At 58.8% G+C, this 13,635-nt stretch carries 12 protein-coding genes; 7 read left to right on the forward strand and 5 right to left on the reverse strand.

The features are described from left to right. Positions 1 to 301: 301 nt before the first annotated feature. On the forward strand, positions 302 to 1,519 hold the full coding sequence (gene hemA / locus AC1ROR_RS19530) for a 5-aminolevulinate synthase (RefSeq protein WP_035221608.1): 1,218 nt from the start codon (positions 302 to 304) through the stop codon (positions 1,517 to 1,519). 35 nt (positions 1,520 to 1,554) lie between these two features. Here the strand turns inward: hemA and dxr are convergent, their stop codons facing one another. Further along, positions 1,555 to 2,748: a 1-deoxy-D-xylulose-5-phosphate reductoisomerase gene (dxr, locus tag AC1ROR_RS19535; protein ID WP_498590410.1), complete on the reverse strand. Its 1,194-nt coding sequence runs from the start codon at positions 2,746 to 2,748 to the stop codon at positions 1,555 to 1,557. 187 nt (positions 2,749 to 2,935) lie between these two features. On the opposite strand from dxr, the gene AC1ROR_RS19540 reads away from it, so the two are divergent. Both AC1ROR_RS19540 and AC1ROR_RS19545 read left to right on the forward strand, forming a co-directional pair. After that, entirely contained in the window at positions 2,936 to 3,637 is a 702-nt protein-coding gene (locus AC1ROR_RS19540; protein ID WP_035221603.1) for a phosphatase PAP2 family protein, read from the forward strand. A 33-nt stretch (positions 3,638 to 3,670) separates the two neighbouring features. Then, positions 3,671 to 4,933, forward strand: a complete 1,263-nt coding sequence (locus AC1ROR_RS19545) for an FAD-dependent oxidoreductase (protein WP_498590411.1) — start codon at positions 3,671 to 3,673, stop codon at positions 4,931 to 4,933. A 6-nt stretch (positions 4,934 to 4,939) separates the two neighbouring features. Here the strand turns inward: AC1ROR_RS19545 and AC1ROR_RS19550 are convergent, their stop codons facing one another. Genes AC1ROR_RS19550 through AC1ROR_RS19565 form a run of 4 tightly spaced genes read right to left on the reverse strand, consistent with a single transcriptional unit; the run spans position 4,940 to position 8,836 of the window. Further along, complete coding sequence (locus tag AC1ROR_RS19550) at positions 4,940 to 5,866, reverse strand: ROK family protein (protein ID WP_035221598.1); 927 nt, start codon at positions 5,864 to 5,866, stop codon at positions 4,940 to 4,942. A gap of 3 nt (positions 5,867 to 5,869) precedes the next feature. After that, a complete protein-coding gene (gene nagA / locus AC1ROR_RS19555) occupies positions 5,870 to 7,036 on the reverse strand; it encodes an N-acetylglucosamine-6-phosphate deacetylase (protein WP_498590412.1) in 1,167 nt (388 codons plus the stop codon). After that, on the reverse strand, positions 7,033 to 8,055 hold the full coding sequence (locus tag AC1ROR_RS19560) for an SIS domain-containing protein (RefSeq protein WP_498590413.1): 1,023 nt from the start codon (positions 8,053 to 8,055) through the stop codon (positions 7,033 to 7,035). The genes nagA and AC1ROR_RS19560 overlap by 4 nt, the downstream gene beginning before the upstream one ends. A gap of 25 nt (positions 8,056 to 8,080) precedes the next feature. Beyond that, positions 8,081 to 8,836, reverse strand: coding sequence for a GntR family transcriptional regulator (locus AC1ROR_RS19565; RefSeq protein WP_035221592.1), 756 nt, complete (start codon positions 8,834 to 8,836; stop codon positions 8,081 to 8,083). Between the two features lie 439 nt (positions 8,837 to 9,275). On the opposite strand from AC1ROR_RS19565, the gene AC1ROR_RS19570 reads away from it, so the two are divergent. From AC1ROR_RS19570 to AC1ROR_RS19585, 4 genes are read left to right on the forward strand one after another with little or no spacing between them, the layout of a single operon-like run. After that, entirely contained in the window at positions 9,276 to 10,457 is a 1,182-nt protein-coding gene (locus tag AC1ROR_RS19570) for a Gfo/Idh/MocA family protein (protein ID WP_080836060.1), read from the forward strand. Between the two features lie 13 nt (positions 10,458 to 10,470). Beyond that, positions 10,471 to 11,355: a carbohydrate ABC transporter permease gene (locus AC1ROR_RS19575; protein ID WP_498590414.1), complete on the forward strand. Its 885-nt coding sequence runs from the start codon at positions 10,471 to 10,473 to the stop codon at positions 11,353 to 11,355. Continuing rightward, complete coding sequence (locus AC1ROR_RS19580) at positions 11,352 to 12,209, forward strand: carbohydrate ABC transporter permease (protein ID WP_498590415.1); 858 nt, start codon at positions 11,352 to 11,354, stop codon at positions 12,207 to 12,209. The genes AC1ROR_RS19575 and AC1ROR_RS19580 overlap by 4 nt, the downstream gene beginning before the upstream one ends. Before the next feature lie 40 nt (positions 12,210 to 12,249). Then, on the forward strand, positions 12,250 to 13,482 hold the full coding sequence (locus AC1ROR_RS19585) for an ABC transporter substrate-binding protein (protein WP_035221584.1): 1,233 nt from the start codon (positions 12,250 to 12,252) through the stop codon (positions 13,480 to 13,482). Positions 13,483 to 13,635 lie beyond the last annotated feature (153 nt).

Below are 13,635 nucleotides of genomic sequence, written 5' to 3' on the forward strand. Positions count from 1 at the left end.
TACCTCCGACCGCCACAGATAACTAACAATTCGATGTCGTTTAGGGAAGCCTCCAGTTCAGGCATTCCTCCCGAGCGTAAATCGATTGCGTCCCAAACAACGGCGCGTTGCGAAAAAGGTTCCAAATTTCGTGGTTTTTTGATGTGAATCAATTTTGTACTTTTCATCGGCATCTATAAACGGTTTATTGGAATGGTTCAAAACAACGGCGAATTGACGCAGACGCGGTTAAAGTGACCCGCAAGGGTTGACGGCCCCGGTGTCGGGGCAGAAAACGATCTGGTCAATTCTGGAGCATGGCATGGACTTCGAGGCATTTTTCACGGCGGAACTGCAAAGCCTGCATTCTGAGGGACGCTATCGCGTTTTTGCGGATATCGAGCGCCAGCAGGGCAATTTTCCCCGTGCGACACGGTACAACGCCAATGGCGAGCGCAAGGACGTCACCGTCTGGTGTTCGAACGACTATCTCGGCATGGGCCAGAACCCGAAAGTCATCGAAGCCATGAAGGCCGCCATCGATCACTGTGGCGCGGGTGCGGGAGGCACCCGGAATATTTCTGGCACCAACCATTACCACGTCCTTCTCGAACAGGAACTTGCCGATCTGCACGGCAAGGAATCGGCGCTGATCTTCACCTCGGGTTATGTCTCCAACTGGGCAACCCTCGGAACGCTCGGCCAGAAAATTCCGGGCCTGATCATTTTCTCGGATGCGCTCAACCATGCTTCGATGATCGAGGGTATCCGTTACGGCCGTTGTGAACGGGTGATCTGGAAGCACAATGATCTCGAAGATCTCGAGGCGAAGCTTAAAGCCGCTGATCCGAACGCGCCGAAGCTGATCGCCTTCGAATCTGTCTATTCGATGGATGGCGATATCGCGCCGATCAAGGAAATCTGCGATCTCGCCGATCGATATGGCGCCATGACCTATCTCGACGAGGTTCACGCTGTCGGCATGTATGGGCCGCGCGGCGGCGGCATTGCCGAGCGCGAAGGTCTCATGGATCGCCTGACGATCATCGAGGGAACGCTTGGCAAGGCCTTCGGCGTGATGGGCGGTTATATTACCGGCTCCACGGCGGTCTGCGACTTCATCCGTTCTTTCGCCTCCGGTTTCATCTTCACGACGGCCCTGCCGCCGTCGCTTGCCGCTGGCGCGATTGCTTCGATCCAGCATCTTAAGGCAAGCCCCTTCGAGCGCGCGCGCCATCAGGACCGGGTGCGCAAGCTGCGCGGTCTTCTCGATGCGCGCGGCATTCCGCACATGGACAATCCAAGCCACATCGTGCCGGTCATGGTGGGCGATGCCGCCAAGTGCAAATGGATTTCGGATATTCTGCTCGATAGTCACGGCGTTTATGTGCAGCCGATCAATTATCCGACCGTGCCGCGCAAGACCGAGCGCCTGCGCATCACACCGACGCCGCTGCATAGCGATGCCGATATCGAACATCTGGTCGGCGCGCTGCACCAGCTTTGGTCGCATTGTGCGCTGGCGCGGGCGGTGGCGTGAAGCCGGAATTTAGATAAGATAAGACCGGGCCGCGTTTACGCGGCCTTTTCTTTGGTGGCGATCAATTCCAGCGCATGGTTTCGGGCTTCCTCATCCGCCGCGAACACATCTTCAATCGTGGCCGCGGATCGGCCGTCATGCATGCGGTCCATGACCGTTTCGACGATATCGGCCATATCGAGAAATCCGATGCCGCCCTCGACGAAGGCGTGAAAAGCGGTCTCTTCGGCCGCATTCAGGGCCGCACCCTGCAGGCCGCCGCGCACCAGCGCAGTGCGTGCCAGGCGGATCGCCGGAAACCGGGCTTCATCCGGCGCTTCGAAATCCAGCCGCGCCAGTTTCGCGAAATCCAGCCGCTCGACATTCAGATTGCCGCGTTGAGGGTAGGTGAGAGCATAGGAAATGGCGGTGCGCATATCGGGGGAGCCGAGCTGGGCGATATAGGAGCCGTCGGTGTAACCCACCATCGAATGGATGATCGACTGCGGGTGGACGATCACCTCGACCTGATCGGGCCTGAGATCGAAGAGATATTTCGCCTCGATCATTTCCAGCCCCTTGTTGAACATCGAGGCGCTGCCGATGGAGACCTTCAGCCCCATGGACCAGTTGGGGTGGGCGCGTGCGATATCCGCCGTGACATTGGCCATCTGCTCACGCGACCAGGTGCGGAACGGGCCGCCGGATGCGGTGAGTACGATGCGCTCCACGGCCTGCTTGTGATCGCCCGTCAGGCACTGGAAGATTGCGCTATGTTCGCTGTCGACCGGGATCAGCCTGCCGCCGCCCTGTTTGACCGTGCGCAGGAAAACATCGCCCGCCGAAACGAGGCATTCCTTGTTGGCAAGCGCTATATCCGCGCCGCGCCGCGCGGCCGTCAATGTGGGTGCGAGACCGGGTGTTCCGGCAATCGCCGCCATCACCCAGCCTGCTTCCATCGAGGCCGCTTCCTCGAGGCCGGATTTGCCCGCGGCAACCTTGATGCCGGTGCCGGCAAGGGCGGATTTCAGCGCCTCGTATTTGTCATCCTCGGCTGTCACCGCAAGCTCAGCGTCGAATTCGCGCGCCTGTTCCGCCAGAAGCGCGATGTTGCCGGCGCCGGTGAGCGCCATGATCTCGAATTGGCCACGGCCACCCAGCTGACGCACGACATCCAGCGTGTTCGTACCGATCGAACCCGTCGAGCCCAATATCGTCAGTTTGCGTGGCGTTTCACTGGCAGTCGTCATCTTCAGTCCGTCGGTCGTTTGCGGTTTGCACCTTTTGGCGCATGCCGTTCTCCCGAAACCGCTGCACGCTTTCGGGCGACATGCATTAGCCTCTACTCGCGAAAATCAGCCATAACAAGGATAAAGCCCTGCTATTGTTTTTCTCCAAGGCAAAGCCATATGCTGAAAAAACGATGAGAGGATATTGATGCGACGTTTTCTGGTTTCCAGCGGATGGATTTTTGCGACAAGCCTTGTGCTGGTTCTGGTATTTATTCCTTTCGACCCGCGTCTTTCGGAACGTGCGCAGGCGCTGCCTGGAACGATCGTATCCTTCAATCGCTCCATTACCGATTTCGGAACGTTCAGCTGGATGCTCTATTCCACGGGCGCTCTTGCCATCCTTGCCTATATTGCCGCTCGGGTCTTGCAGGCGCGCACCTATGCCGGGCGATTGAGAACGGCGTGGCGGCTTCTTGCCTATTTTTTCCTGACGATCGGTACGGCCAGCATTCTCGTCCATACGCTGAAATTCCTGATCGGGCGTGCGCGGCCGGAGCTTCTTCTGGAAATGGGTGCCTATAGCCTCACGCCTTTTACCGGCGATAATCTCTATGAAAGCTTTCCCTCCGGCCATTCAACCGCTGCCGGTGCCTTTTTCGGCGTGTTCGCGATGCTGATGCCGCGCTTCCGCTGGGTGTTCCTTCTGCTTGCGCTTGCCATCGGTGTTTCCCGCGTCATTGTTGGCGCGCATTATCCAAGCGACGTTGCCGCCGGGCTGCTGCTTGGCTTGTGGACTGCCATGGCCTTCGCCTTTATCTTCGCCCGGTCCGAAATGCTTTTTCGCTTCGATGCGCATGGTTGGCCGCAGCCGAAAAATGCAAACCTTCCGGCGGCGGATGCGCGATAGAGACGTGTGACGGGACTGAAACGGGGGAAGGTGATGGCAGAAGCGAAAATCTCACCGGAAAATGAAGGCAAGGCCGTTCAGCACATCCGCACCGCCGTCGCGGTTGCCGGTGGCGGGCCTGCCGGCCTGATGCTTGGCCTGCTGCTTGCCCGCAGCGGTGTCGATGTGACGGTGGTCGAGAAGCATGGGGATTTCCTGCGCGATTTTCGCGGCGATACGATCCACCCTTCCACGCTTGAGCTGATGGAGCAGCTGGGTTTCATTGAAGAGTTCCTGAGGCTGCCACATACGCGCGCGCCACGGCTGAACGGGGTCATCGGCGGCGAGCGCGTCACCATTGCTGATTTTTCCCGGTTGCCGGTCCGGCATCGTTTTATTGCCTTCATGCCGCAATGGGATTTTCTCAATTTCATCGTCGGCAAGGCCGGGCAATACGAGAATTTCCGGCTGCTGATGAATGCGCCGGTGACGGGCCTGATCGAGCGCGACGGGCGTGTCGGCGGCTTCACCGTCAACACACCGGAAGGCGTTATCGAAATCGAGGCCGATCTGGTGGTGGGAGCGGATGGCCGTAATTCCATCATCCGCGAAGCGGCGGGGCTGGAAGTGCAGCGTTTCGGCATTCCGACCGAAGTGCTGTGGATGCGTCTTTCAAGGCAGCCGGGGGATTCGACCGAAACCATGGGTCATGCCGGCTCGCGGCAGGGTTTCGTGATGATCAACCGTGGCGATTACTGGCAATGCGGTTACGTGGTGCGCAAGGGCTTTTTCGCGGACATAAAGCTTGAGGGACTTGAAGCCTTCCGGGACAGGGTTGCGGAAATCTGCCCTTTCCCACGCGAGAGGCTTGACGAAATCATGAGCTGGGACGACGTACATCTCCTGACCGTTCGTATCGACCGGTTGAAGCGCTGGTGGAAACCGGGCCTCATCTGCATCGGCGATGCGGCCCACGCCATGTCGCCTGTTGGCGGTGTCGGCATCAATCTCGCTGTTCAGGACGCCGTGGCCGCAGCCAATGTCCTCGTGCCCGTGTTCTCGTCCGGCCGGGCAGCTACCGATGACGATCTCGCCGCAATCCAGAAACGTCGATCCTTCCCGACCAAGGCCACGCAGTTTCTGCAGCGGATGATGCGTATCGGTCGCAAGAAGGAGCAGGCGGATACGGGCACGGCGGAAAAGCCGAAAGGTCCGCCCGCCTTTGTGCTGGCGATCATGCGATTTCCGCTTTTTGCCCATCTGACGGGCCGGCTGGTGGGGCTTGGATTTCGTCGGGAAAAGATCGAGACCGTATGACGCCGCTCAGGCGGCGTCTTCGATCTCCCTGGCATATTTAAGACCGATAACGGCCGAGCCAATCAGCCCCGGCTCGATCCGGCAAATGGCGGGCACGACGAGCGGGCGGTTGAAGCGCCTGAGAATGCGGCTCCTGACGGCCTCGTCCAGAGCGCCCACAAGTTCCCTGGAATTCGAAAGCCCGCCGCCAACCGGCACGATGGTCGCGCCGGTAACGTTGATCACCATCGCCAGCGGGGAGGCGAGAATATCGATGAGAACATCGATGGTTCTGGCGGATTGCGCATCCCCCGCCTGCCAGGCGGCAATAATATCCTCGCTGGTCATATCCTGCCGGTGAAGATGCAGATGCAGCTTTTCCATGCCGCGGGCACTGCCGATAGCGTCGACGCAGCCGGTGAGGCCGCAGCCGCATTCGAAGCGCGGCAGCGAGACCGGCGGGTTGCCCGCCAATGTCGCGGCCACTGGGCCGTGGCCCCATTCGCCGGCAAAACCGCCATCGCTATTGATGAGCTTACCGTCGATCACCAGCCCGCCGCCGACGCCCGTTCCAAGGATGACGCCGAAGACGACGCGATGACCCTGTCCGGAGCCGATCTCCGATTCGGCGATCACGAAACAATCCGCGTCGTTCGAAACGATGACGGGAAGGTTGAGCGCCTTTTCGAGCTCGTCCTTCAAGACGGTACGGTGAATACTGGGAATATTGGCAACGGTGGCCTTGCCCGTTTCCGGATCGATGACGCCGGCAATCGACAGCGAGACGCAGCCGGGTGTGCCGCCGCTCTCGTCGATGACGGATTTCAGGCCGGCGGCGAAGTCTTCAAAACTGGTTTTCGGTGTCGGTATGCGCGGAACGGGGCGAATATCGTCCGGGGCATGGGCAATGGCGCCCTTGATGGTCGTTCCGCCGATATCGAAACAAACGATCATGGTTCACACTCCCGAACGTTTGGCATCATAGATTTTTTCCCCTGATATCCATGTCGAATGCATCTGGAGGTCGGGTGTCAGCATGACGAAATCAGCATCGAAACCGGGCAGGAGTTTTCCCTTGCCGGAGGTGCCGATTGCCTGCGCCGGATAGGCTGAGGCCATTCTGAATGCCTCCTCCAGCGGTGTTTCCATCTTCTTATGCATGAAGCGGATGCAGGAAAGCATGTCGATATCCGCACCCGCAAGCGTACCGTCGGCCAGGGTCAATCGGCCGCCATTGCGATAGACCTGCCGGCCGTTCAGTTCGAAACCGTCGTCATCCGTGCCGATGGTGGACATGGCATCGGTGACGAGGAAAATGCGGGCCGGGCCATTCTTGGCACGAAGCGCAATGCCGATTGCAGCCGGGTCGACATGGAAACCATCGGCGATCAGCCCGCAATCCAGTCTGCCGTTCGAAAGCGCGGCTCCGACCAGCCCCGGTTCGCGGTGGCCAAGAGGGCTCATCGCGTTGAAGAGATGGGTCACCATGGATGCGCCTGCTTCAGCATAGGTCGTCGCCACATCAAGGCCGGTATCGGTATGGCCGAGGCTGACGACGATGCCGGCGTCCCTGAGGGCCGCAACCTGTTCGGCCGTCACGTTTTCGGGAGCAATGGTTGTCAGCACGAAGGGAAGTTGCGCCTTGCAGCCGGTCAGAACTGCAAGATCGGCCGCCTCCATCTTGCGGATCAGCGCCGGATCATGCGTGCCCTTGCGCGCAACGGAAAGATGCGGTCCCTCGAAATGCAGGCCGAGGAAACCGGGCACCTGCGCCTTGCTGGCGGCAATGCCCGCCTGCGCCGCTATGGCGGTCACGTCCGGCCGGTCGGTGATGAGCGTGACCATCAGCGCCGTGGTGCCGAATTGCGCATGAGCGGAACAGATGCGGGCAATGCCCGCCACATCCGGCTGGTTGTTGAACATGACGCCGCCGCCGCCATTGACCTGGAGGTCGATGAAGCCCGGCGCGATCAGCAGTCCATTCACATCGATTGTCTCGGCGTCGGCGGGTACGCTGTCCGAAATTGCGGCAACATGCCCGTCGCGGGTCAGAAGCACCTTGTCATCGTGCCACGTGACGCCGTCGAAAATGCGCGCGCCGATAAATGCCCTGATGCCGCTCATTGGGTTTCCGTGACCTTCTTCAACGCCACGGGCGCATCCGGGTTGAAGCCTCTTGCACGCGACAATTGCTCGATGAAACCGTAGAACGGCGCGATCAGCAGCAAGGCATCCGTCAGCGGATGGTTGGTTTCTACGAAGGGCAGCGGCTTGGCCGGGCTGCCCTTGGCGGAAGTGACGAAAACATTCGCGCCTTTTTGAGCGAGATTTGCGGCAATATCCGTGACGGAGGTTTCGGCGCGGTCGCGCGCGGCAAAGGCGATGACCGGAAATTTCGGTGCGACCAGCGAGACCGGGCCGTGCATGACTTCCGCCGAAGAATAGGCTTCCGCATGCAGCTCGCAGGTTTCCTTGCACTTCAACGCGGCTTCCGCGGCAATCGCAAGGGCGGGACCGCGACCCAGCATATAAAGCGATTCCTCGCCCTTCACCGCCTCAGCGATCTGGCTCCAGTCGAGTGCGATTGCTTTGGCGAAATTCTGCGGCAGGGCGCTGACGGCCTTGGCCAGAAGGCTGTCTTCCGTCCATTCGGCCAGGATCGCGAGGCCGGCAACGATGGAATTGACGAAGGACTTGGTCGCGGCAACCGCTTTTTCCGGTCCTGCCTGGATATCGATCGCCTGATTGGCCGCATCGCCAAGCGGAGAGGGCAGGGTGTTGACGAGGGAGAAGGTGAGTGCGCCGCCCTTGCGGGCGCTTTGTGCCAGGGCAACGATGTCAGGGCTTTTACCCGATTGCGACACAGCGAAGGCCGCCGCCCGTTCCAGCCGCAGTTTTGTCTGGTAGATGGAAGCGAGCGAGGGGCCGAGAGAGGCCACCGGAAGGCCGGTCTGCAATTCGATCGCATATTTCAGAAAATGTGCAGCGTGGTCGGAGGAGCCGCGCGCAATCGTGACGATAACCGCCGGATCGCGGGCCTTCAGCTGGCTGCCGGCCTCGTGGAAATCATTTTTCGCATTGTCCAGCAGACGGGCGACGGCATCGGGAATCTCGTTGATTTCCTGGCGCATCAGGGTTGTCATCGTTTTCTGTCCTTGGTCGGTGTGTTTATTCGGAGGTCATCGTCAGTTCGGCGACGAGGTCGTAGGCGTCGCTGCGATAAAGGGCGCGGGATATTTCCATGAGGCGTCCGCTTTCCAGATAGGCCATGCGCTGCACGGACAGCGCCGCCGAGCCCGGCGGAACGCCCAGCAGCAGGGTCTCCTCATCCGTCAGATTGCGGGCGGAGATGCGCTGAATGGCGCGGACGGGGCGAATGCCGTTTTTTTCGAGCTCCATATAGAGCGAGTTTTCCACCAATTGTGGGTCGGGCAGAATATCACCGGGCAGGCTCGTGACTTCGAGTGCGATCGGCTGGTCGTTGGCAAGGCGCAGTCGTGTCAACCTTGCAACCATGGCGGATTGGGACAGGCCGAGAGCCATCATCTCGTCACCGGTCGGATAAAACAGTCCCCTGTCCAGCCAGCGCGTGCTCGCGGCCATGCCGCGGCGGCGCATGTCCTCGGTAAACGAGGTCAGCTTGGTCAAGGGCTGCTGCATGCGGGTGATGGGCTTGACGACAAAGGTGCCCGAACCGTGCCTGCGCACCAGAAGCCCATCACGGACGAGATCGTCCACCGCCTTGCGCACGGTGACACGGCTGACGCAGGCGCTTTCGGCAATATCGCGCTCGGGCGGCAAGGCGTCGCCGTGTTTCAGGCGGCCGGCATTGATGGCATCTTCAATCGTCTGACGCAGTTTCAGGTAAAGCGGGCCGCCGCCTCCTGATTGCAGGTCGTCCAGATTAAGCGCTGCGCCGTTCATGCATAACCTCTGTCACAATCGATGTGGCGAATTTTCGCTATATCACACGCATCACAATCGGCAATACCAAAATAGAACCATTGGTGTATTTGTACGATAAATCGGTGTTTTTTTCGATATTTTGCCAAATAATAAGGCCGTGTGCTTGATATTTTCGCATTAACCAAAAAAAATTTCCCGCAACAGGAATTGCTCTAGACGATTGGCATTTTTTTGGTATTGTTTTTTACGTCGATGGCCGCAGCGGTCTTGTTTCGCTTGCGCGTCGGCGGAAAAATCGATTTGCGGTCCTCAGCGGGGTTTGCGAAATCGAATTTAGCTTGACCGTTGTGAAAATTAATTTCATCGTGGCAGGAAATTATCGCAGATATGTGAACGGCCAGCACAGAAATGGTTGCTTCTGCGAAAATGAATTACGAATGAACAGGGAACAAAGTTCATGAAGGTGGGAATTATCGGACTCGGATTCCGTCTCGGTTATCTGGGCTACGTTTTTCATGAGATTGACAAGGACTTCGAGATCGTCGGTTACGTCGATCCCGCGCCGGCTGGTTTGCCCGGTCTCAAGGAAAAGGGCATTTCGGTTGGCAAGGCGTATGACAGCCCCGAGGCGCTGATCGCCAGCGAGAAATTCGACCTCTTGATGATCGGCTCACCGAACCACATGCATCTGGAGCATATTCGTATCGGGCTTGAGGCCGGCTGCACCATCTTCTCGGAAAAACCCATCGTCGTCAGCATCGAGGAAAGCCTCGAACTCGCCCGGTTGCTCAACAAGCATGGTCATGAGCGGCTGCTGGTGGGTCTGGTCCTGCGTTATTCGCCGCTTTACCGCGATCTGCGCGCCGCGCAGGCGGAAGGCAAGCTGGGCGATGTCGTTTCCATCGAGGCTTCGGAACATATCCCGCCCTATCACGGCGCATTCTTCATGCGCGACTGGCGGCGTTACGAGAATTATTCCGGCTCCTTCATGCTGGAAAAATGCTGCCACGACCTCGATCTCTATAATGGCGTTGTCGGTGCGCGGCCGCGTTTTGTGTCGAGTTTCGGCGGACGCAAGAGCTTCACGCCTGCGAATGCCCCGCAAAATGACGGTATCAACGACATGGAGGTCTACCATCGCAAGCCAAGCGGCTGGATGGGCTCGGAAAAGGTCTTCGACAGCGACGGCGACATCATCGATTACCAGACGGCGATCGTCGAATATGAGAACGGCGCGTCGCTTGCCTTCCATACCAATCTCAACGTTCCCGACGATTTCCGTCGTTTCTGCGTCATCGGCGCCAAAGGCATGGCGGAGGGCGATTTCGTGCGCGGTTTCCTGAACGTGCACAATGCCCGGACCAACGAAAAGACTGTCGCCAAGACCTATTCGGCGGCGACTGCGCTCTCCCAGCATTACGGTGCGGATGAGCAGATGGCCGAGGACGTGATCGACCATATCGTCAAGGGTACGCCGCTGCCGGTTTCCGCACTTGATGCCATCGAGGCCGGTATTCTGGCGCTTGCCATGGATGAGGCGCGCCACGGCCGCAAGGTGGTGGATCTCAAGCCGGTGTGGGAGGAATACGATCTGGCGCTCCACGGGCAGCCGAAGACGCCCGCGGCGAAATCGGCTTAAGGGGGGCGCGGCGATGGATGCGAAACGCAGCGCGGTCGTCTTTGCCTGGCTTCTTCTTTTGCCGGCACTTCTATACATCACGGTTATCGTTGCTTATCCGCTCGTCGATACCTTCATCCTATCCTTTACCGATGCGTCGCTCAGAAAAACGACGAATTGGGTCGGCTTCATCAACTACGACAAGATCTTCAACGCGACTTTTGCCGATGTCATCACGCGGACCTTCATCTGGACGTTCTTTTCCGTCTCGATAAAGATGATCATCGGCACATTTGGCGCGGTCCTTCTGAACTCCGCCGTTCCCGGCCGCGCGCTGTTTCGCATCCTGACCATGCCGCCATGGATCGTGCCGATGGCTATCGGCATCTTCATGTGGGGCTGGATGTATAACGGCCAGTTCGGCATGATTTCCGGCGTGCTGCAGAACCTTGGCCTGGTGAATGGTCCGGTCGCTTTCCTCGCTTATGGCAACACGGCCTTCTGGGCGACGATCATCACCGACGTGTGGATCGGCGTGCCGATGGTGACGCTCTATCTGCTGGCCGCCATTCAGGCCATTCCGCAGGACCTGTATGAGGCGGCCTGGACGGATGGCGCAAGCCGTGCTTACCGCTTCCGCCGCATCACGCTGCCGCTGATGCTGCCGGCCACGATCACCATGTCGATGATCTCGCTGATTTCGACCTTCAACTCGTTCGACATCATCTGGATCCTGACGCAGGGCGGTCCGACCGGCCAGACGACGACCATGATCATCGACACGTACAAGACGGCGATCGGCTCTTACAAATACGGTGAGGGTGCCGCCCGCGCTGTGCTGATCTGCATCTTCCTGTCGATCTTCACCTATTTCTACTTCCGCATCACCAGCCGTATCTCGCAGGAGGCCAGCCGATGACCGACAAGAATGCGATGATCAACCGCTACAGGTGGTATGAAATGGTCGGAATCTATTGCGGCATCGCCGTGTTCCTGACCTTCGTCCTGGCGCCTTTCGTGGAAGGGTTTCTGGTTTCGTTGAAACCGCTCAGCCTGCTGTTTTCTTCGCCATATAAATTCTGGCCGGAGAATGGTTCCTTCGAGGCCTATCGGACCATGTGGGTCAGCGTTCCCGGCTTTGCCCGCTACGTCTTCAACTCCTTCTTCATCTCCACCATTTCGACCATCATCGTCCTCATCCTGGTGGTGCCGGCCTCCTATGCTTTCGCCCGGTTCCAGTTTCGCGGTCGCGGGCAATTGCTCGGCGCGTTTCTGGCGATCAACATGTTTTCCGGCGCGGTGCTTCTGATCCCGCTTTACCGGCTGATGCGCAATATGGGTGTGCTGAATACTTATTTCGCGATGATCATTCCCGGTGCCGCCTTCCTGATCCCCACCGCCATCTGGCTTTTGCGGACCTACATGCTGCGTATTCCGCGTGAGCTGGAGGAAGCGGCCTATGTGGACGGTGCGAGCTATTTCTATACCTTCCGCCGGGTGATCCTGCCGCTTGCGATGCCTGGCATCGCGGTCGTCTCCATCACCACCTTCATCGGCGCCTATGCCCAGCAGTTCATCTTCGCGCTCACCTTCAATTCCAAGACCGAATATATGCCGCTGCCCATTGGTTTGTTCGCTTATTTCGGTCGTCAGGAAGTCATCTGGAATGAGTTGATGGCAGCCAGCTTCGTCGGCATTGCGCCGGCCATGGTCGTCATCTTCTTCATGCAACGATATCTCGTCAGCGGTCTGACCGCCGGCGCGGTGAAATAATCAACAATCGGAACGACCACCAGAAAATGGGAGACTACCTATGGCACTGAAACATTACGGATTGGCGCTTTGCGCTGTCGCATTTGCCGGTTCCACTGCCCTTGGCACGGTGACGGCGCACGCCGCCGACAAGGAGATCAGCTGGATCTATTGCGGCGACAAGATGGATCCTATCCATGAGAAGTATATCAAGGAATGGGAAGGCAAGAATGCCGGCTTCAAGGTCGTGCCTGAAGTCGTCGGCTGGGCGCAGTGCCAGGATAAGGCAACCACGCTCGCTGCTGCCGGCACCCCGGTCGCCATGGCCTATGTCGGTTCGCGCACGCTGAAGCAGTTCGCGCAGAACGATCTCATCGTTCCGGTGCCGATGACGGAAGACGAAAAGAAGACCTATTACCCGAACATCGTCGACACGGTCACCTTCGAGGATACGCAGTGGGGCGTGCCGGTCGCTTTCTCGACCAAGGCGCTTTACTGGAACAAGGACCTGTTCAAGCAGGCTGGTCTCGACCCGGAAACACCGCCGAAGACCTGGGCTGAAGAAATCGCCTTCGCAAAGCAGATCAAGGAAAAGACCGGCATCGCCGGTTACGGCCTGCCAGCCAAGACCTTCGACAACACCATGCACCAGTTCATGCACTGGGTTTACACCAATAACGGCAAGGTTATCGATGGCGACAAGATCACAGTCGACAGCCCGCAGGTTGTCGCGGCTCTGAAGGCCTACAAGGACATCACGCCTTATTCAGTCGAAGGTCCGACCGCCTATGAGCAGAACGAAATCCGCGCCATCTTCCTCGATGGCAAGGTTGGCATGATCCAGGCCGGTTCGGGTGCCGCAACCCGCCTGCAGGAAACAAAGATCAACTGGGGCATCGCGACCCTGCCGCTCGGCCCTGAAGCCAAGGGTCCCGGCACGCTGCTCATCACCGACAGCCTTGCGATCTTCAAGGGAACGGGTGTGGAAGAAAAGGCGACAGAATTCGCCAAGTTCATCACCTCGCCCGGCCCGCAGGGCGAATACGAGTTGCAGGGCGGCGCTGGCCTCACCCCGCTTCGTCCGTCGCCGAAGGTTGATGAATTCATCGCCAAGGACCCCTTCTGGAAGCCGCTGATCGACGGTATCGCCTATGGTGGTCCCGAGCCGCTTTTCACCGACTACAAGGGCTTCCAGGACACGATGATCGAGATGGTACAGTCTGTCGTTACCGGCAAGGCTACGCCTGAGGATGCCGCGAAGAAGGCCTCGTCCGCTCTCGAGCAGTATAAGTAATCCACATTGACAAGGTTGCGGGCGAAGACCGCCCGCAACCGGCATATTTCGCCGCGGGAATGCCTGCCGCCATTATGGCCGCTCCGTCCCGTGTTTTTTAACGGTTCCGAGCCAACACGGTTTATTCCATGTTGCGGAACGTCTCTGAACGCA

Source organism: Agrobacterium sp. GW821-FHT14E08, assembly GCF_058803865.1.